Consider the following 19,659-nt stretch of genomic DNA (forward strand, 5'->3'; position numbering starts at 1 on the left):
CGAAGCGGATTAACGCTCGCTCACCGCGTGGGAAGCCGGTAGCACGACCCACGACAAGGTACAACAGACAGCGGTTCGTCCCTCGTGACGATGGATCGAACCCAGTTCGAGACGGCCGACGGACAGCCGGTGACAGCGGTGACCGCCGACGAGATGCGTGCGGTCGACCGCGTCGCGGTCGAGACGTTCGGGCTGGATCTCCTGCAACTGATGGAGAACGCCGGTCGAGCGCTCGCCGCACACGTACGCGACGCGGACCGGGGACCCGTCGTCCTGCTCGCCGGGAGCGGCGGCAACGGCGGGGGCGGACTCTGCTCGGCGCGCCACCTCGCCAATCGTGACGTGTCCGTCGCTGTCGTTCTCGACCGGGCCCCCGACGACCTCAGCGGCACGGCGCGGACACAGTACGAGACGCTCGCCGCGATGGACGTGCCGGTCGAAACTGGCCCCGACGCGCTAGCGGACAGCGACCCCGCTGTGGTCGTCGACGCGCTCGTCGGGTACGGCCTCGACGGCCCGCTTCGCGATGGTCCCGCTGCCCTCCTCCGGGCCGTCGACGGGGACGCGACAGTTGTCTCGCTCGACGTGCCATCGGGGTTGAATGCGACGACGGGCGAGCGAGCGGGGGTCGTCGCGGACTCCGACAGCGTCGTCACGCTCGCGTTGCCGAAGACGGGCCTCGCCGGGCTGGACGCCGACCTGGTGCTCGCCGATATCGCGATCCCGACCGGGGTCTACGAGTCGCTGGAGATCCCGTATTCGACGCCGTTCGACGGGTATCGCGTCGCGCTGACGGAGTGAGGGCCCGACCGCCACCGACTCGCTCCGCGAACTGCCGGCCGACGCCCGGGAGAGCGTTCAGGCCGAGGACTCCTCGTCCTCGGGTTCGGTCAGGTACCGTTTCCCCCAGTCGCGCATCGCGTAGATGACCGGCTGCAGGGACTCGCCGTGTTCGGTGAGCGAGTAGTGCACTCGGAAGGGCTTCTCGCTGATGATCTCCCGGTCGACGAGACGATTGTCCTCCAGGTCTTCCAGGCTGTCAGAGAGCACCTTGCTCGAGATGCCGTCGACGTCCTCCTGGAGTTCGTTGAATCCGCTCGGACCGTCTTCGAGCAGCCGGTGGACGATGACGGGGTGCCACTTCTTGCCGATCAGCGTCGCCGTGGTCGTGACGGGACACCACGCTTCCCCGGCGCACCAGACTTCGAGCTCCTCGTAGGGATCCCCGTTCGGACTGTCCATACCGGCCGATCGAGCGCCCCCGCCAAATCAGTTACTGTTGGAAAGCGGGTAACTATACAGGACCTGGTTCGGTCGTGGGATCGACGGCTACCAGGGCGGGGCCGGCTATCAGGGGACCGTCTACGCTGGCTACGCAATGAACTCGGCGTCGTGTTCGGACTGGTCGGCCTCCTCGTTCCCGACACCGAGTTCGTCGAGTCGTGACGGCCGCCTCGTCGACCGAGGCCCGACCCCGGTTACGTCCCGGTATCCCGGTGACCCAGCGCTCCCCTGGTTACCCAAAAGTAACAAAGTTTTGATAGGTGTGGGGCTACGTTGTGGAGTTATGTCTGCCGATCGCCCCGACAGTGAGGTGTTGGCCCCGGACTTCGAGCTCCCGAACGTCGGCGTCGGACCCGATCCGCTCTCGCTCGACCGCGTCGTCGAGCGCGTCGACTTCGCCGTACTCCTGTTGCTGCGCGACTACCACTGTCCGAAGTGCAAGGCCCAGGTGCAGACGGTCGCCGAGGAGGCGCGGCAGTTCGCGGAACTGAACGCGGTCGTGTTGCCCGTGCTCCCTGAACCGGTCGAGCGGGCCGCGGAGTGGCAGGAACAGTTCGACCTCCCGTTCCCGCTCCTGGCCGACCCGGAGAAGGACGTCGCCGAGAAGTACGACCAGCCCACCCGGTACGGGCGACTCGGGGAACTGCACGACCTCATCGGCCGGATGCCCGAGAGCGTGATCCTCGATACCCGGGGAGGCGAAGCGGAGGTCGTCTACACGTACGAAGGGGAGTCGCCGGGCGACCGACCCGCGGTCGAGACGCTCGCCGACGAGATCGACCAGCTCCAGGAGACGTTCGTCTTCGATTGCTCGCTCGTCGACTGTTGAGGACACGCGGGTCGGTTTCGGACCGGCCGTTCCGGACGCCCGAGGCGCTGTATCTCGCGAACCAGGCCATCTGGGTGGGGAACCGGGGGGCGACTTCTATCAGGGGCGTCGCTTCCCCGGCGAGAGTGACGCACCGAAATAATCGAAGAGATCGCTCCGAGCCGCTCGGATCGTTCTTTCATCCCGCCGAGAAACCGCGCGTTTACAGGACGCCCAGCCGGAGCCAGCCGCCGAGGACGGCGCCGTAGACCAGGTGGAAGAGCAGGAACATCGCGACCATCCGCGGCGTCGGGTCGACGGTGAGAACGATATTCATCCAGAAGACAGCGGCCCCGACGAACAGGACGAACCCGTACGCGAGTCCGAGGAGGACCGCGGTCGTCAGCGGCCCGATACCGAGCCCGGCGAGGGGAACGGCGACGACGAAGACGACGCCGGCGAGGATCCCGTACAGCACGTGTAAGACCATCCCCTGTATCGTGTACGCGTCCGGTTGACCGTCACCGACGTACTTCGACCAGAACAGCGCCGTCGGTGGCGGCGAATCGTCTCCCAGCGTTATCATGAAGCCAGTCATGGCGATCGTCGCGACTATTCCGCCTCCGAGTCCGTCGAGTAGGGTGAGTTGTGCCATTCGTTTAACCTCCGTCGTGACCGTAACCAACCGATACCGGGTTACGTATAGTATCCATCCGGGGGAATCGTTATAACTGTACGATGAGAGGTCCGAAACCTGATCACTCGCGCGTAACCCACTGACTCTCTGGGGCCACTACCTCACTGTGGCCAATTCCCGCATCGCTGGGGCCAACACGCTGGCTCACGGTGCACACTTCCCCGTCTCGGTTGCCCAGTTCCTCGCCTCGCCACATCGAGTCTACAGGATTCGCTGTCCGGCGGAGGCGGTGTCCTCCGTCCATCGTCGCCTCCATCGCGCATCGACCGCAGCCTCGCGCTGTCCGCGATCAGATTCGCTCCGTGACTCGGACGTCGGCTGGGCGCGGCCGCGAACGGCGAAGCGGTGTCCGCAGTCTGACGGGGAAGTGGACGGTCGGAACGGCGGACGGACGGAGAAGTGAACGAGCGGAGAACCGGTGTGAGAAACGGTCGTGCGATAGCGGACGACCGTCAGGACGAACTCGGCGTCGTCTGGACGTTGAGCGCCTTGCGGACGATCTGGGTGAAGCTCATCGAGCAGACGAAGTACCAGATGATCCACGCCCACATCGGACCGATGCGGTCGTTCCAGCTGGCGATCTCGCCCATGATCGGCAGGACCATCACCGGACCGCTCCCGGAGACCATCGCGCCCGTCTGGACCATGTAGTAGATCCACAGGAACACGGGGATGTTGACGAGCATGATCCAGACCATCGGGCGGAACTGCTCTTTGAACATGCCGAGCTGGTCGCCCATGGCCTCCATCTGCTCCTGCTGGATCTCCTCCAGAGCCTCGTCGTCGCCGCGCTCCTTGGCGGCCTTGCGCCGATCCTGGATGTCCTGCATCTGCTCCTGGTACTCGCCCATCTTGTCCATGTTCATGAGCTTCCCCTGAAGGATCGTCGAGTTGAGCCCCGTGAACACCGCGAGCACGAGGATCATGATGTAAAAGGGGAGTACGTTCGCAAGCGGCCCGAGTGCGATGTCGAGGACGCCGCCGACGGTGTTGCGGATCGGCGCCTGCGAGTAGCCGAGGAAGAGGGCGATGGTCGCGACGGCGGCCATCTTGTCCCAGCGGGACCAGCCCTCGTCCTCGTCGTCGCTGTCCGCGGAGGACGTGGAGGTCGAGCCGGTGGAGTCGCTCGAACTCGACCCGCCGGACGCGTCGCCGGGTTCGGGAGCGGAGATGCCGAGCGCGTCGCGGACGCCTTCGGGGTCGTCGACGACGAACCCTTCGCCGTCGACGTCGACGAGGATGCCCTGCTCGATGAGCCGGCCCCACTCGCCGCTCGTGATGTCGTCGCTGACGTCCGACCACTGGACGGTCCCCTTATCGTCGGCGACCGCGAGTACGCGCTCCAGCGCGTCGGCCATCGACTGGCTCTCGTCGGCCAGCGACTCCGCTTTCTCTGCGGTCCGTGCCATTGCTACCTATCTCCGTGCTTGGTTGTTATCAAGCTTTTACTCTCCGGGCGGGTGTCGTGGGGGCGCTCACGCGTTCGATTCGACGGCCGAGCGGACGGCTTCCCAGACCTCGTCGGGCGTCTGGTCGCCGTCGACCTCGACGTAGCCGTCGTGGTCTTCGTACAGTTCGAGCACCGGCTCGGTGTTGTCGTGGTACACCGACAGCCGGTTGCGCACGGACTCCTCGTTGTCGTCCTCGCGCTGGTACAGTTCGCCGCCGCACTTGTCGCAGACCCCTTCCTCCTCGGGCGGGCTGAACTCGACGTGGTAGTTGGCGCCGCAGTCCTCGCAGACCCGGCGGCCGGTGAGTCGCTCGACGAGTTCGTCCTCGGGCACGTCGAGCACGAGCACGACGTCGAGGTCGGTCATCTCCCGCAGCGCCTCGGCCTGGTCGCCGTTGCGCGGGTAGCCGTCGAGGACGAACCCGTCGAGGTCCGAGAGGGCTTCCTCGACCATCGCGTCGACGACGACGTCGGGGACGAGGTCGCCCTGGTCCATGTACTCGCCGGGCGTGTCGTATTCCAGACCCATGTCGCTGATGTCCATCTCCTTGTTCGCGCGCAGCGCGTCGCCCGTGGTGACGTGTTCGACGTCGAACTCGTCGGCGAGGCGTTCGCTCTGCGTGCCTTTGCCGGCGCCCGGCGGGCCGAGAATCAGGATCTTCGGGTTCATACCCGCGGCTTCGACGCACCACCTCTTTTTAGTGTCGTTCTGGTCGCCCGCCGTCACGCTTACGTCCCCGCCGCGAGCACTCCCGCGCGAATGGACGAACGCGTCCGCCGGACGGTCGAGACGTACGAACGCGTCGCGGGAACCTACGAGTCCCTCCACGGAGATCGCGAGGCCGTCGCCGAGATCGTCGAGCGGTTCGTCGCCGCCGTCGAGGACGCGAGTGGAACAGGCGCGAGTGGAACCGGCGCGAGCGAAACCGACCCGACCTGGACCGACGCTGGCGGTCGGCCGCGCGTCCTCGACGTGGGGTGTGGGCCCGGCTGGGAGTCGGCCGCCTTCGCCGAGGCCGGTTTCGAGCCGGTTTCGTTCGACCTCACCGCGAGCTTCCTCGAACAGGCGGACGAGCGCGTGCCCGAGGCGACGGTCGTCCGCGGCGACATGCGGGCGCTCCCCTTTGCCGACGCCTCGTTCGACGGGCTCTGGGCCTGCGCGTCGCTGTTGCACGTTCCGGAGGCCGAGGTCCCGGCGACGCTCGCGGAGTTCGAGCGCGTCCTCGTCGACGGAGGGGTCGTGCTCGTCTCCCTGAAGCGATCGGACGCGGCCGACGACCGCGACCGGGAGAACCCGTACGACAGCGACGAGCGACACTTCGAGCGCTACGAGCCGGAGACCGTCACCGACCTGTTCGAGGACGCCGGGTTCGCGGTCCGAAGCGTCGACACGAACGACGGCTGGGTCGCCGTCTGCGCCATCGCGTGAGCGGTCCGTCGGTCACTGCCAGCCGACGAGCGGAGCCAACAGGAGGTACACCCACAGCAACACGCCCGCGGCGAGGAACCGGTTGACCCGCTCCATCGACGCCTCGCTGTGGACCGACCCGGCCGCGACGAGCCCGAGCGCTGCGGCGATGCCGATCCGGTGGAGCACGACGTCGAGGGGGAGGACCGTGACTCCGAGGAACTGGTAGTCGACCACCATCGCCGCGCCGATCCCGACCACCGCGACGGCGAAACACCTGACCTGCTCCAGGCCGCGACCGAACGAGTACGCGGCGATCGGCAGGCCGAACGCGAGTACGGGGTAGAGCGCGGCGGCGATCACCTTCGGCGACGTCTCGTGGAACTGCTCTTCGAGGAAGATGCCGCCGAACCTGACCGAGAGGTAGAGGACGAACAGCGACGCGAACAGCAGCAGGTACGCCAGCGTCCACGAGACGACCGCGACCTGCCGGCCGTCCAGCCGGTCCCACGAGCGCAGGATCGACGCCAGCCGTACTCTCGACACGAGGAGTCGGTCGAGGGATCCACCGGCGTCGCGGCGCTCCGCAGGACCGTCCGTGCCGGCGAGTCGAGACAGGGGCGACCGGCGGCGACCGGGCCGGACGGCGGCGAACCCGGCCAGGAGCGCGACCCCGGCGGTCTTCGCGTCCGGCAGTGGCGACGACCCGCCGCGGAAGTCGACCACCGTCGCCCAGCCGTCCGACCCGACGCCCTTCGGGTTGTCGAGGTACATCCGCCAGACGGTCTCGACGGCCGGATCGTCCCAGAACTCGGACTCCACGTAGTCCTGGGCGTCCTCCGTGTCGTGGACGGTGTGTCGCAGCCGGAACCAGTCCCAGTGGTCGCTGTGAGCCTGGATGGCGACCCACTCGTCGGACTCGTACGGCGACTCGTAGACGCGCAGGTGGTACCTGGTCCCGAAGTACTGGCCGTCGTGGAGCTGGTACGTTTCGTCGACCCACTGCCCCCCGGACTCGCCCACGCCGCCCGTGAACGGGAGCGCTCGATACGGCTGTCGCGTCGTCTGGTTCGGTCCTTCCTCCGTGAGCGCCCGGTCGTGGACGTACAGGTATCGCCTGGCGCCGCGCGCGGCCGCCCACTCGACGACCGTCTGGTTGGCCGCGTCGACCTCGTTCTGGTCGCCGTCGTCCGGGTCGACGTCCTGCCAGGCCTCCTCGGTCTCGTTCCAGGTCGCGTCGCGACGCTCGCTGAGGTAGAAGCGGACCGTCTCGGCGTCGGCGTAGACGACGACGTTGATCGCCAGCGTCCGCCCCGCCGGCGAGCGCTGGCGGCTGGTGTACGGCCAGAAGACGTTCTCGCCCGGCCTGGGCTCGACGAGCTTCTGCGGGGTGGTGCCCGTCGCGACGGTGTCCGCCGACACCGACGAGAGGACGAGCGTGCCCGCCCCTGCGAGGACGAGGACGACGACGAGTGCTGCGAGCGTCGCCGCCCGCGGCAGTGGCCACGACTGCTCCACGGGGTGGTTATGTGACGGACGATAATACGCGTTCTGCCGTTGTCGTCGTCGCCGGTAGCGGTATTGATATACCAGGTTCACCGCCCTAATCCGACGCCCGGGCCGCGAAAGAGAGAGCGATACACTTTCGGTCGCTGACACGGTAGCCGCCGGGAGAGAATGTACATCGTGATCGTCGGCGCCGGTGACATCGGGACGCCGCTGATCGAGATCGCCACCTACGGTGGGAACGAGGTGGTCGTCATCGAGAAAGACGAGGAGCGGGCGGACTACGCCGCTTCCGAGTACGACGCGCTCGTCCTCAACGCCAACGCGACCAACAACGAGACGCTCGAAGACGCGGGGATCGAGGACGCGGACGCGCTCATTAGCACGACTGATCAGGACGCGACGAACATCATGGTGTGTCTCCTCGCACAGGAGTATCAGGTCCCCAACATCGTCTCGGTGGTCCACCGGCCCGAGCACATGGACCTGTTCGAGCGGATCGGCGTGAACGTCATGCAGAACCCCCAGCGACTCATCGCCGAGTACCTGTATCGCGCGGTCAAGCGCCCGTCTATCGTCGATTATATGCGAATCGGTGAACAGGCAGAGGTGTTCGAGATCGACGTCGAGGCGAACGCGCCGATAGCCGGCAAGACGCTCCAGCAGGCCAACGACGAGGGATTGCTGTCCGAGGACGTACTCATCGTCGCCATCGAACGCCACGGGAACGACGAGCCGATCACGCCCAGAGGTGGAACAGTCATAGAAACCGACGACCTCGTGACGGTGTACTCCGCAGTCGGCGCGACGCCGGAGGTCACGGACATCTTCGGCCACCCAGAGGACCACTGAGCATGACTTCGGTTCGACGCCGTTGCAGTCCCCGCCAGCGGATGAGACGCCAGGGACCGGGATCCCGACCGGGAGCGGTTGGCGATAAATTCGGGACCAGGCAACACGCATGCGAATGAGACAGCGACTGAAGCCGCTCGCGCGCGACCTCGGTCGGATTCTCGTGGCGCTCTCCGCGATCGTGTTCGCCTCCATCGTCGTCTCCCTCGTCTGGGGGGAGTTCTACGCAGTTCCGGCCCTACTGGTCTCCGGGCTGGTCCCGCTGGGCCTCGGCCGCCTGCTCACCAGTCGATACAGCGACGCCGGAGAGATCGGGAAGCTCCACGGGATGATGATCGCCGCGTCCGGCTGGCTCCTCGTCGGCCTGTTCGGGACGCTCCCGTTCGTCCTGATCGCGTGGACGGTCGCGGTCGACCCGTTCGTCGGTCCGCTGTCCGTCCCCACCGGCGTGGATACGCCGACGCTCGCGGCGTTTCGCGACCCGCTGAACGGCTTCTTCGAGTCGCTGAGCGGGTTCACCGGCACCGGCCTGACGATGACCGACGACGAGTCCGTGCTGCCCCGGACGCTGCAGTGGTGGCGCACGTTCACCGAGTGGATCGGCGGCGTCGGCGTGATCGTCCTCACGACGGCGATCCTCGCTCGCCCCGGGTCGGGGTCGCTGACCCTCTACGAGAGCGAGGCGCGCTCGGAGAAGATCCACCCGAGCATCGTCTCGACCGTGCGGACCATCTGGTGGATCTTCATCCTCTTCACGTTCGTCTCGATCAGCATCCTCTGGCTGGCCGGGATGCCGACCTGGGACTCGATCAACCACGGTATGACCGGGCTCTCGACGGGCGGGTTCAGCGTCACCGACGGGAGCATCGGCGAGTACAACAATCCGCTCATCGACTTCGCGATGATCCCCGTGATGGTACTCGGGAGCATCGCCTTCCCGATCCACTACCTCATGCTGCAGGGCGACCTGAAGAACCTCTACACCGACCCGCAGACCCGCTGGCTCTGGGGGTACTTCTCGCTCGGCTCCGTCGTGCTCGTCGGACTGCTGTTGCTCGACGGGACCTTCGAGACGAGCCGCGTCGCCGTCACGAACGGGCTCGTCCTCACGGGCTCCTCGGCGACGCTGTTCCAGACTATCAGGTACGGCCTGTTCCAGTTCGTCTCGGCGGCGTCCTGCACGGGCTTCGGGACGACCGGGATCGGCGAGTGGTCCGCACAGGCACAGCTCACCATGTCGTTCGCGATGTTCCTCGGCGCCGCCGCCGGGTCGACGGTCGGCGGTATCAAGCTCATCCGACTGATCACGCTGGTCAAAGGGACGGCCTTCCGCATCCGCGGCGTGTTCTACCCCGACTCGGCCGTTCGATACCTAAAGCTCGACGACCGGCGCCTCGGGGAAACCGAACTCAGCCGGGAGCTGGAGGAGGCCGCGATCATCGCGTTCCTCTGGATCATCTTCCTCGGTGTCGGACTGGCTGTCCTGTTGCTGACCGTCGATTCGTCGTTCACCCTGGAGAACGCGATCTTCGAGGTCGCCTCCGCACAGGGTAACGTGGGCCTCTCCTCGGGCATCACCGGCCCGGACATGCCCACGCCGGCGAAGGTGATGTTCCTGTTCAACATGTGGATCGGTCGATTGGAGATCATCCCGGTGCTGGTCTTGCTGCGGGGCCTGCTCGACACCTTCGAATTCTACCGATAACCATGGACTACGAGAACTTACCACTGATCGGCCCGGTGTTCAGATTCGGCGCAGAGGACCGCGTGCTCGACACGATACTGCTCGCCGGCCCGCTCGTCGTCCTCACGATGATCGTCTTCGGACAGTCGCCCGTGGCGAGGGCTCTCGTCGGTCTCTACGTCGCCACCTTCGCCGTGTACGTGGTTTACAACGGCGTCCGTCGGTGAGACGGGAGCGACGGCTCAGGACTCGTTGTCCGAAGGCGTCCCTCGCGTGGGGTGCTCGTCGGAGATCATCCGTCTGAGGCGTCGGAGGACCGGATAGGTGTAATCCTCGAACCGACTGGAGAGCCCCCGGCTGGTCGCGAAGACGATGACTGGCACTCCCGCGTCCTCGGCGAGCTCGATGACGCGGTCCGCGGTCCCGCCGAAAATCCACCGCTGGAGCCCTCGCGTCCTAGATGCCCCGACGAGCAGGACTCCCCCGTGGTCACGTGCCGCCGACACGAGGCCGTCTGCGACCGAAGGGGCGTCTATCTCGGAAATTTGTGCGGCGGGAACGCCCTGGAGTCGGTCCATCGTCTCGCTCACCTCCTCGGGACTGCCCGCGCCCGCGTCGCCACCGGTCGGGGTGACCGCCACGACGTGGACGTCGATCCCTTCCTCCGCCATCCGAGAGGCCACGTCGACGAGTTCCCAGTGATGGGGCCCGCCGCCGGCCCCGACGGTCACCGTCGTGAAGTCGTGACTCTCGGTGGCGAACCCGTTTGCGAAGTATACGTCGCACGGGGCCTCGTATTCGACGGTCTCCGCCACCTCGTGGTGGGTCTCCGGGTACCCCATGACGATCGCGTCGGTGCCCGTGCTACGCGCCGTCTGGACGATGTCGAAGGAGATATCCCGGGAGATGTGCCCCGAGACCGTGTACTCGACGTCGATGTCCGCGTCCGTGAGGAGGCCCTCGATCCGGTCGATACGGCCCTGGGCCGCGTCACCGACCACCTCGTAGGGCGTCTGGTCGGGGATCTGCGTGATAGTGAGGACCTCGACGAACGGCTCGCCGTCGTGAAACCGCGTGAGCGAACTCGCGAGACGGACGCGCGACGCCGCGCGCTCGGGTCGGGCGACGGGGACGAGCACCCGGAACCGATCCTCGTCGACGGTCCCGCCCTCGACCCCCGGCGTCGCCTCCGATTCGACGACCGGTTGGACGAGTTCCGTGACGGCCGTCGTCCCGCCCCACGCGAGGTACGCGACGAACGCGGTACCGACGAGCACCAGTCCGACGAGGACCCCCTTGAACGGGAGATTGTAGATGAGCGCGACGTTGGCGATCACGCCGACGATCGGAACGACCGGGACGCCGGGGACGCTGAACCCGCGGTCGATGTCCGGGAACCGCCGCCGCGAGTAGATCAGCGCGACGTTCACGACGGAGAGCGGCAACAGGAGGTTGAGCGTCGCGAAGCCGGTCAGCGGCGTCAGACCGAGCTCCGTCAGCGTCACGTCGCCGACGACCGGGACGGGGACGGTGAGATCGAACGGTATCGGTCCCCCCTCCGCGGGGAACACGCCGATGAACAGGGCGATGAGGGCGATGATCGTCGCGATCGCCGCGGTGACGCTCCAGAAGGGAGTCCCGAAGCGAGGGTGGATGCGCGAGAACCGCCGGGGGGCCTGTCCCTGCCGACCCATCAGCGAACCGATACCGCTGGCCGCCAGGATCGATGCGTTCGATGCGCTGACCATGCTGAATATCGCCCCCGCCACGATGAGCGACTGGCCGATCGGGCCGATGAACGCCGCCGCCACCCGTCCCATCGCCGTCTCCCCTTCTTCGGCGATAATGTCCGCGGGCACCGGCGAGTTGACCATCGCGACGATCACGAACGCGTAGAGGACGGTCACGGTGAGGATGCTCGCGCCGATGGCCAGCGGTACCGTCCGCTTCGGGTCGATGATCTCGCCCGCGCTCGCTGCGATCGCGGAGAACCCGAAGAAGGTGATGAACGCAAGCGCGGCGATAGTGACGATACCGACCGGCTCTGTCTGGAAGTCGCCGGCGAACGTCCCGACGGCAGCGCCCGGGCCCTCGTACGCGAACGCGCCGCCGATGAACGCGAGCAGGACGGCCACCTTCGCGCCGGTGACGATCAACTGGAACGTCCCGCTCTCCTCCGTACCGCGGGCGTTCAGCGCGCCGAGCAGCGCCGCGACGGCGATGCCTGACGTCCCGTGGGGCAAAAAGTGCAGCCACTCCGGGTAGATGAACCGGACGACCCACTCGTCCATCGTCGCAAGGTAGAAGGCCGTCGTCCCGGTGTAACCGAGAAAGAGCATCGCACCGATAGCGTAGACGAGGTAGTCGTGGTCGAACGTGCGGGAACTGAACAGGTATCCGCCGCCGTTCTCCGAGTAGATCGAGGCGAACTCGGAGTAGGAGGCCGCAGTGATGCCGGCGATGACGGCCGCGAGCACGAACGCGATCACCGCGCTGCTCCCGATCTCGGCGACCGCCGTCCCCGACAGCGAGAAGATCCCGGCCGCGATCATCGTCCCCAGCCCGATAGCGAACGCGATCTTGAAATCGAGGGTGCGCGTGTGCTCGACCATCGTCCGTCCTCGGGCCGTCGCTCAGTAAAGTAATGGGTGAGTACGAAGTCCGAGCACGCCCCGGTAGTCTCCCGCGATCGTAGTGAGCGGTAATCCACGATTACCGGCTGCGAACGCCCGTCAGACGGTTTATCCGGTTGGTGAGCGGACCGGTCGATGACTGGGCGTCGAACCGATTCGATCCGCCCATTGCAACGGCTCGCAGACAGCGACAGTCCCCGGTTCAGGACTACATCTGTTCGGCGACTTCCGACAGCGCGTCCCGGCTGGCGAACACGATGATGTGGTCACCCTCCCGGACGATCGTGTCACCCCGCGGGGTGATGTGTGTGCCGTCTCGCGCGATGGCGCCGATGACGGCGCTCTGCGGGAAGTCTGCGGCCGCGTCTCTGATGGAGCGATTAGCCAGAACGCTGTCGGATTCGACCTCGAACTCGAGCACTTCGGCCTGGTCGCCCTCGATGATCGCGACGTTCTCCGCGCGGCGCGAGCGGGTGAACCGGGTGATCTCCTCGGCGGTGACGTTCCGCGGGCTGACGGCGACGTCCACGCCGACGGTCTCGAACAGGTCGACGAAGTCGGCCGTCTCGACCACGGCGATCGCTCGTTTGGCTCCCAGCCGGCTGCTCAGCAGCGTCACCAGCAGGTTCTGCTGGTCGGTTTCGAGCGCCGAGATCAGGACGTCGGCGTCGCCGACGTTCTCCTGGGCGAGGAGGTCCTGGTCCGTGGGATCGCCGTTGATGACCGTCGTCCGCGGGAGCCGTTCGGCCAGCCAGCGGGCGTGCTCGCTGTCGCGTTCGATGAGTCGCGGCGAGAACCCGCCCTCTTCGAGCAAACGCGCGGTCTGATAGCCGATCTGGCCGCCGCCCACGATGACGACGTTCTTCGGGTCGTCCTGTTCCGGCGCGATAGCAGAGCTGAACTCCCGCATGCTCTCGGGGTTCCCGATGGCGATGACGTCGTCGCCGGCGCGTAGTACAGTCTGGCCGCGGGGGATGATGACCTCGCCGTCCCGGATGACGCCGGCGAACGTCAGCGAGTCGAACCGGTCGGCCTCGGCGACGGTCTGGTCGGCGACGGGACTGCCGGCGGGGATCTCGAACTCGGTCATCTGGACGAGTCCGTCCGCGAACGTGTCGACGTCCTGGGCGGTCGGGAGACCGGTCACGCCCACGATGGCCTCCGCGGCCAGGAGATCCGTACACACCATGAAGTCGACGCCGAACGCGCGCTTGCCGCGCTCCCACGGCCGCAGGTACTTCGGGCTCTTGGTCCGCGCGATGGTGAACACGTCGCCGCAGACCTTGGCGATGCCGCAGGCGATGATGTTCGTCTCGTCGTCGTCGGTGCTGGCGATGAGCAGATCCGCCTCGCCGACGCCCGCCTCTTCGAGCGTCGCCATCTCCGAGGCGTCTCCCTCGATCGGAAGGACGTCGAGTTCGTACGTCAGCGACTCGACCCGCTCGGAGTCCCTGTCGACGACGACGACTTCGTGCTCGTCAGAGAGGCTTTCCGCGGTCGTCGACCCGACCTCGCCGGCGCCGACGATCACTATCCGCACTGGGGACCCTCCGGGTGCATACCACGGTGTTGCCGTTCCACCGGGAAGTGGATTTCCTTCCCCCGGGAACGGACCGATCCCGACCAAAGCAATTATCCGGTGTCTCTCCGTCAGATTCGCCAGCAACTGTGTTCTGGAGAGGTCGGTATCGCGACCGGACCCGGCAGCAGCGGACGCGCAGTCGGTTCGCCCGTCCGACGGGTGTTCGAGCGGACGAGCAGCGACCCCGCGAGGGAGGCGAGCGACCGTGGTGACCGTGCGCTGGCGCCAGAGCGTCGCGCTGACGGGGACCGTCGTCAAGTACCTCGCCGTCGCGATGCTGATCCCGCTGGTCGTGGCGCTCGTCTACCAGGAGGACATCGTCGTCTTCCTCGCCTCGATGGCCGTGTCGGTCGCGATCGGTCTCGCGCTCGAACAGGTGGGGGAGGTCGGCGACCTCGGCCCCCGCGAGGCGTTGCTGTTCGTGAGTCTCTCCTGGCTCCTCGTCCCCCTGATCGGGACGATCCCCTATCTCTTCGGGGCCACCGGAACGATAGCCCACCCCGTCAACGCCATCTTCGAGAGCGTGAGCGGTTTCACGACGACCGGAGCGACCGTCCTCGGCAAGATATCTGTCGACCGCCACTCTCACGCGATCATGATCTGGCGCCAGCTCACCCAGTGGCTCGGCGGGATGGGGATCATCGTCCTGATGGTCGCTATCTTCCCGGAGATCGCCGTCAACGGCGCGCAACTCATCGAGTCCGAAGCGCCCGGTCCCGAACTCCAGCGACTCACCCCGCGGATCGCCCAGACGGCGCGGCTGCTCTGGCTGTTCTACCTCGGGTTCACCGTCCTGTACGTCCTGATCCTCCTCGCGCTGAACGTCGCCGGCCTGGCGCCGAACATGGGCGTCTACAACGCCGTCGCCCACGGCTTCACCACGCTGCCGACCGGCGGGTTCTCGCCGGAGGCCGACAGCATCGCCGCGTTCTCGCCGGCCGTCCAGTGGGTGGTCATCCCCTTCATGCTCGTCGCCGGCACCAACTTCGCGCTGTTCTACTACCTGCTCCAGCGGGAGTACGGCTCGTTCTTCGAGAACCGCGAGTTCCAGGCGTACATCGGCGCGAACATCGGCTTGACCCTGCTCCTGTGGGTCCTCCTGTTCCTGGGGTCGGCGCCGACGCTCGAACTCGGTGGGGTGACCCAGGGCGCGCTGGAGAACTCGCTCAGGCAAGCCGCCTTCCAGATCGCCTCGCTGTTGAACTCGACGGGCTACGCGACGAGCAACTTCGCAGACTGGGACACCACGGCACAGGCCGTGCTCCTGTTCGCGATGTTCATCGGCGGCTCGGCCGGGTCGACCGGCGGGGGCGTGAAAGTCGTCCGGTGGCTGGTCGTCTTCAAGTCCATCCGCCGCCAGCTGTTCACGACGGCCCACCCCAACGCAGTCAAGCCGGTCCGCCTCGGCGGCTTCGTCATCGACGAAGAGGTCATCAAGGCCATCTACGGCTTCACGCTCCTTTACCTGGTCCTGTTCGGCGTCTCCACGGTGTTCATCGCCCTCGACGCAGGCCGCGTCGGAATGGAGTTGACGACCCTGGAAGCGGTCAGCGCGAGCATCGCGACCATCGGGAACATCGGACCGGGCTTCGGCTTCCTCGGTCCGTTCGGCAGTTACCTCGATTTCCCGTGGACCTCGAAGCTCCTGATGTCGTTCCTCATGCTCATCGGTCGGCTGGAGATAATCCCCGTCCTCGTGCTGTTCACCGGCGCGTTCTGGCGGCGGTGAGACCGGCCACGTTCTGACGGATTTGAAAAAATCGACCGACGGATAACAGTCGTCGCGGGACCGAATCCCTCAGACTTCGAGCCGCCGAGCCACCGCTTCGCGGATGGACATGGCAGACTCCTCCGGGCCGCGAGCCATCACGACCGTCCGATCGACTTCCTCGCCGACCGTCTCCGGAAGCGAACCGAACACCGCCTGCGAGACGGGGCCGGAGCGGGTCGCGCCGACGCAGACGGTGTCGTACTCGTCGGCCGCGTCGAGGATGGCCGCCTCGACGTCCTCGGCCACGTCGACGCGCGACTCGTAGGCCACGTACTCGATGCCCGCCCTGTCCGCGAGGTCGGCGATCACGGACTCGCCGCGCTCTTCGGCCGTCGTCCCGTCGTCGTCACCCGGTTCTTGCACGTTGAACAGCGTCAGCGACGCGTCCGCGGAGCCCGCGGAGACGAACTCCGCGGCCCGGCGAGCGGCGACCGGTGCGTGGGGCCCCTCCCCGGCGAGGACCATCACGTCGCCGTCGCCGCGCTCGCCCTCGTCGCCGAGTTTCACGAGCGTCGCGTCGCATTCCGCTCGGCCGATCACCGGGTCGATCGTCGACCCGAGGACGTGCTCGCGTCGACTGCGGGTGCCCTGCCATCCCAGCAGGACGTGGTCGGCGCCCTCCTCCTCGATCACGTCGAGGATCACGGACCCGGCGTCGCGGCCGACGATGGCGCGCGTCCGGAGGCCGATGTCGAGGTCCGACGCGATGTCGCGCGCGTGGTCGAGGAGTTCCTGCTGTCGCTCGACGCGCTCCTCCTCGAACTCGAGGTCCTGCGAGAGCGAGGTCTGCTGGGGCACTTCGATGACGTTGACCGCGATGACTTCCGCGTGTTCGTCCTCGTGGGCGTGGGCGGACGCGGCCGCCATGCGGAGCAGGTCGCGCTCGGTCGAGGGGTTGGCGACGGGGACGACGACGCGGTAGCGACCCTGTCCGTCGGCGATGGCGGTATCCGTGGGGGCGATCGCCTCGCCGACGAGGCTCTGGCTCGGCGCCCGGTCGCGGGCGTAGAGGTAGTACCAGCCGACGCCCGCGATCACGATGACCGATCCGATGATGCCGACGACCGTGGGCGTCACCGGGAGCGTGACGCCCAGGTCGACGCCGAGGGCGGCGAGATCCGTCGGCGTCCACCGGATCGACATCTGGACGAGGACGCCGAGACAGGACAGCACTCCCAGGATCGGGACGACGGGGTAGAGGACGCTCGGGATGCGGAAGGCCGGGTCGTAGTCGTCGGGGTTCGCGCGCCGGAGCACGATGACGCCGACGTGGACGAGCGAGTAGGTGATCAGGTACATGAAACTCGCCGTCTCCGCGAGGGTTCCGATCCCGACACCGAAGGCGATGAGGACCAGCGTGATGATCCCCGTCGCGGTGATCGAGCGGTAGGGCGTCCGGAACCGCTCGTGGACCTCGTTGAGCCAGTTGACGAGGATGCGGTCCCGGCCCATGGCGAAGTTGACCCGCGCGGCCGAGAGGATGCTCGCGTTCGCGCTGGACACCGTCGCGAGGACGGCGCCGACGATCATCAGCACCGAACCGAACGCGGCCAGCGCACCCCCGTCGACCGAGACGAAGGGGATCGTCGAGACGGTCGACGCAAGCGGCTGGAACGTCTGCCTGGCCACGTCGGCGACGGGAATGTCAGAGTTGGCCAGCGCGTCGATGGTCAGGGTCCCAGTCGAGACGTACATCACGCCGACGTACATGAGCGTCGGCGTCACGACCGACGCGATCATCGCGAGCGGTAGGTTCCTGCTCGGGTCCTTGATCTCCTCGGCGCTCGTCGCGATCACCTCGAACCCGATGAACGTGACGTACACGGTCCCGATGGTCGCGGCGACCGCGGGCCACCCCTCGGGCGGGAGGAACCCGTCGATCGACGGACCGCTCAGGAACCCGATCGTGAGGAAGGCGAGGATCAGCCCCACGAGCGAGATCACGATGACGTTCTGGAGACTGCCCGTCTCCTTGACGCCGTAGTAGTTGACGCCCGTCAGGATCGCGGCCATCACCAGCGCCGCGACCGTGATGCCGGTCCCGCCGAAGCCGGCGAATCCGGGGACGTAGTCGATCAGCAGCGGGAGCAGGTACTGACCGAAGCCGATCATGTAGAACGCGCTGGCGAAGGTCAGCCCGGCCCACATCCCCCAGCCGACGATGCTGCCGAAGAACGGCCCCAGCGCGCGGTTGACGTAGTAGTAGCTCCCACCGGCTTTCGGCATCCCCGTCGCGAGTTCCGACAGCGACAGCGCGGCGAGCAGGGAGATCATCCCTCCGAAGAAAAAGGAGACCATGCTCGCCGGTCCCGCCTGTTTGGCGGCCAGGCTCGGGAGCACGAAGATGCCGGCCCCGATCATCGTCCCGAGACCGATCGTGTACGCCTCGAGGAACCCGAGGTCGCGGGCGAGTTCCTGGTCGCCGCCGCTCATCCCTCGTCACCCGCTTCGTCGGGCAGCACGACGACCGGGACGTCGCTCTCTTCGAGGAGCGTCGTCGCGACGTCGCCGGTCAGGAGTTTCACCCAGCGGCTCCCGCCGCGGGGCGTGAAGACGATGGCCGTGGAGTCGTGGTCGTGGGCCGCCTCGACGACCGTCTCGGCCACGTCGGTCCCGTACCGGATCTCCCGCTCCACGTCGACCCCGTCGAGACCGGCGGCGAACGCGTCGAAGACGTCTTCGGCCTCTCGCTCCCGCTGTTCGACCGACGCCTTGTCCGGAGCGCCGCCGGCCTTCTCGACGACGTGGACGGCGACCACGGCGTCGGTCCCGGCGCCGAGGTGAGCGGCCAACGCCTCCGCGGTCGCCTCGGCGTCGGACTCGGAGGCCAGCGGAACGACCACCCGTCCGAACGGCGAGCGGGTCACGTCAGACCACCGGCCCGGTGGCGAGCGCGTCCCGTTCGGCCCCTGTGCGTAGCGTGCCATCTGACATACGTGGGCGATCCGGAGCGACTCTATTAATTCGTTCGGCTGCACTGAATCCCTTCTAGCGCATTCGAAACGCCGTAGATCGTCGGGTTCGGTGGCAGGGTGGCCCCGTCAGAACTCGCCGAGCGACGACTGGTCCGGGCCGTGGCGCTCCCCGGACGGGACGTTCGTCGCGACGATCTCGTCGACCTCGCCGCGGGAACTCGCGTCGCTGTTTATCGCCCGCGTCGCCCCCTCGCGCTCGACGGAAAAGCCCGCCTCGTCGTAGCGGTCGTACGTGACGCCGCTGTTCGAGAGAACCACCGAGACGCCCCGTTCGTCCAGTTCGCGAGCGACTTCCAGCAAGCGCTCCTGGTCCGCCCGGCCGAACCCCTCGGCGCTGTACTCCGCGAAGTCGGCGGTCGGGCTCATCGGTTCGTACGGCGGGTCGAAGTACACCAGGTCGCCGGGATCGGCGGCGTCGAGGACGTACCCGAAGTCCCCGTTGCGGACCTCGGTCCCGCGGAGCGCCCGGGCGGCCTCCCGTATCCGCTCGGCCTGCACCCAGTCCGGGTCGGCGTAGCGACCGATGGGGACGTTGAACCCCCCGTCGCTGTTCTCGCGGTAGAGCCCGTTGTAGCAGGTCCGGTTGAGGTACAGCAGCAGGGCGGCCTCTTCGAGGCGGTCGTCGTCGCTCTCCGGCCAGTCCTCGCCGTAGGCGCGCTCGTTGAACCGCGCGCGCTGCTGGTAGTAGTACTGCTCGACGGCGTCGCCGCGGCGCGTCTCCGCGGCGAAGGCCAGCTCGGGATCGGGATCGCTCTCGGGATCGCGAAACTCGCGGAGGCGCTCGATAAGCGCCTCCGGACGGTCCCGGACCTGCTCGTAGAAGTTGACCAGCCTGGGGTTGGTGTCGTTGACCGACGCAGCGGCCGGTTCGAGGTCGAAGAAGACGGCGCCGCCGCCGAAGAAAGGCTCGTGGTAGCGGTCGAACGACGCGGGAAAGCGCGCGTACAGCGCGTCGAGTAACTGGCGCTTGCCGCCCGCCCACTTCAGTACCGGCTGTGCCATTCACCGG

General features: G+C 67.2%; 17 protein-coding genes. 7 read left to right on the forward strand and 10 right to left on the reverse strand.

Going from position 1 to position 19,659, the window contains the following annotated elements; all coding sequences use genetic code 11:
- Positions 1 to 90: 90 nt before the first annotated feature.
- Positions 91 to 801: an NAD(P)H-hydrate epimerase gene (locus ACMGFE_RS10280; RefSeq protein ID WP_436925065.1), complete on the forward strand. Its 711-nt coding sequence runs from the start codon at positions 91 to 93 to the stop codon at positions 799 to 801.
- 57 nt (positions 802 to 858) lie between these two features.
- On the opposite strand, the gene ACMGFE_RS10285 is transcribed toward ACMGFE_RS10280, so the two are convergent.
- The gene (locus tag ACMGFE_RS10285) at positions 859 to 1,242 is read right to left on the reverse strand and encodes a winged helix-turn-helix transcriptional regulator (protein WP_436925066.1); all 384 of its coding nucleotides are present in this window, start codon (positions 1,240 to 1,242) and stop codon (positions 859 to 861) included.
- 325 nt (positions 1,243 to 1,567) lie between these two features.
- Here ACMGFE_RS10285 and ACMGFE_RS10290 point away from each other — a divergent pair, with 325 nt between their 5' ends.
- On the forward strand, positions 1,568 to 2,113 hold the full coding sequence (locus ACMGFE_RS10290) for a peroxiredoxin family protein (RefSeq protein ID WP_436925067.1): 546 nt from the start codon (positions 1,568 to 1,570) through the stop codon (positions 2,111 to 2,113).
- Positions 2,114 to 2,315: 202 nt separating this feature from the next.
- On the opposite strand, the gene ACMGFE_RS10295 is transcribed toward ACMGFE_RS10290, so the two are convergent.
- The 3 genes from ACMGFE_RS10295 to ACMGFE_RS10305 all read right to left on the reverse strand — a co-directional run bounded on the left by ACMGFE_RS10295 (position 2,316) and on the right by ACMGFE_RS10305 (position 4,909).
- Positions 2,316 to 2,747 carry a hypothetical protein gene (locus tag ACMGFE_RS10295; protein WP_436925068.1) on the reverse strand — a complete coding sequence of 144 codons (432 nt, stop codon included), beginning with the start codon at positions 2,745 to 2,747 and terminating at the stop codon, positions 2,316 to 2,318.
- A 494-nt stretch (positions 2,748 to 3,241) separates the two neighbouring features.
- Positions 3,242 to 4,198, reverse strand: coding sequence for a DUF106 domain-containing protein (locus ACMGFE_RS10300; RefSeq protein WP_436925069.1), 957 nt, complete (start codon positions 4,196 to 4,198; stop codon positions 3,242 to 3,244).
- A gap of 66 nt (positions 4,199 to 4,264) precedes the next feature.
- On the reverse strand, positions 4,265 to 4,909 hold the full coding sequence (locus ACMGFE_RS10305; protein ID WP_436925070.1) for an adenylate kinase: 645 nt from the start codon (positions 4,907 to 4,909) through the stop codon (positions 4,265 to 4,267).
- 90 nt (positions 4,910 to 4,999) lie between these two features.
- Between ACMGFE_RS10305 and ACMGFE_RS10310 the strand changes: the two genes are divergently transcribed.
- Positions 5,000 to 5,668: a class I SAM-dependent methyltransferase gene (locus ACMGFE_RS10310; protein ID WP_436925071.1), complete on the forward strand. Its 669-nt coding sequence runs from the start codon at positions 5,000 to 5,002 to the stop codon at positions 5,666 to 5,668.
- Between the two features lie 12 nt (positions 5,669 to 5,680).
- Here ACMGFE_RS10310 and ACMGFE_RS10315 read toward each other — a convergent pair whose 3' ends face one another.
- On the reverse strand, positions 5,681 to 7,165 hold the full coding sequence (locus ACMGFE_RS10315) for a hypothetical protein (protein ID WP_436925072.1): 1,485 nt from the start codon (positions 7,163 to 7,165) through the stop codon (positions 5,681 to 5,683).
- Between the two features lie 159 nt (positions 7,166 to 7,324).
- Between ACMGFE_RS10315 and ACMGFE_RS10320 the strand changes: the two genes are divergently transcribed.
- From ACMGFE_RS10320 to ACMGFE_RS10330, 3 genes are all read left to right on the forward strand, one after another.
- Positions 7,325 to 8,005: a potassium channel family protein gene (locus ACMGFE_RS10320; RefSeq protein WP_436925073.1), complete on the forward strand. Its 681-nt coding sequence runs from the start codon at positions 7,325 to 7,327 to the stop codon at positions 8,003 to 8,005.
- 115 nt (positions 8,006 to 8,120) lie between these two features.
- Positions 8,121 to 9,710 carry a TrkH family potassium uptake protein gene (locus ACMGFE_RS10325; protein ID WP_436925074.1) on the forward strand — a complete coding sequence of 530 codons (1,590 nt, stop codon included), beginning with the start codon at positions 8,121 to 8,123 and terminating at the stop codon, positions 9,708 to 9,710.
- A gap of 2 nt (positions 9,711 to 9,712) precedes the next feature.
- Positions 9,713 to 9,916 carry a hypothetical protein gene (locus tag ACMGFE_RS10330; RefSeq protein WP_436925075.1) on the forward strand — a complete coding sequence of 68 codons (204 nt, stop codon included), beginning with the start codon at positions 9,713 to 9,715 and terminating at the stop codon, positions 9,914 to 9,916.
- Positions 9,917 to 9,931: 15 nt separating this feature from the next.
- On the opposite strand, the gene ACMGFE_RS10335 is transcribed toward ACMGFE_RS10330, so the two are convergent.
- Both ACMGFE_RS10335 and trkA read right to left on the reverse strand, forming a co-directional pair.
- Complete coding sequence (locus ACMGFE_RS10335) at positions 9,932 to 12,301, reverse strand: amino acid permease (RefSeq protein ID WP_436925076.1); 2,370 nt, start codon at positions 12,299 to 12,301, stop codon at positions 9,932 to 9,934.
- 229 nt (positions 12,302 to 12,530) lie between these two features.
- Complete coding sequence (gene trkA, locus ACMGFE_RS10340; RefSeq protein WP_436925077.1) at positions 12,531 to 13,862, reverse strand: Trk system potassium transporter TrkA; 1,332 nt, start codon at positions 13,860 to 13,862, stop codon at positions 12,531 to 12,533.
- A gap of 247 nt (positions 13,863 to 14,109) precedes the next feature.
- Between trkA and ACMGFE_RS10345 the strand changes: the two genes are divergently transcribed.
- Positions 14,110 to 15,633 carry a TrkH family potassium uptake protein gene (locus tag ACMGFE_RS10345; RefSeq protein ID WP_436925078.1) on the forward strand — a complete coding sequence of 508 codons (1,524 nt, stop codon included), beginning with the start codon at positions 14,110 to 14,112 and terminating at the stop codon, positions 15,631 to 15,633.
- A 69-nt stretch (positions 15,634 to 15,702) separates the two neighbouring features.
- On the opposite strand, the gene ACMGFE_RS10350 is transcribed toward ACMGFE_RS10345, so the two are convergent.
- The 3 genes from ACMGFE_RS10350 to ACMGFE_RS10360 all read right to left on the reverse strand — a co-directional run bounded on the left by ACMGFE_RS10350 (position 15,703) and on the right by ACMGFE_RS10360 (position 19,652).
- Positions 15,703 to 18,108 carry an amino acid permease gene (locus ACMGFE_RS10350; RefSeq protein ID WP_436925079.1) on the reverse strand — a complete coding sequence of 802 codons (2,406 nt, stop codon included), beginning with the start codon at positions 18,106 to 18,108 and terminating at the stop codon, positions 15,703 to 15,705.
- Positions 18,105 to 18,602, reverse strand: coding sequence for a universal stress protein (locus ACMGFE_RS10355; RefSeq protein WP_436925080.1), 498 nt, complete (start codon positions 18,600 to 18,602; stop codon positions 18,105 to 18,107). The genes ACMGFE_RS10350 and ACMGFE_RS10355 overlap by 4 nt, the downstream gene beginning before the upstream one ends.
- 114 nt (positions 18,603 to 18,716) lie before the next feature.
- Entirely contained in the window at positions 18,717 to 19,652 is a 936-nt protein-coding gene (locus tag ACMGFE_RS10360; RefSeq protein WP_436925081.1) for a DNA adenine methylase, read from the reverse strand.
- Positions 19,653 to 19,659: the final 7 nt, after the last annotated feature.

Origin of the sequence: Halosimplex amylolyticum, from assembly GCF_051414035.1 — an archaeon.
GTDB classification, from domain to species: domain Archaea; phylum Halobacteriota; class Halobacteria; order Halobacteriales; family Haloarculaceae; genus Halosimplex; species Halosimplex amylolyticum.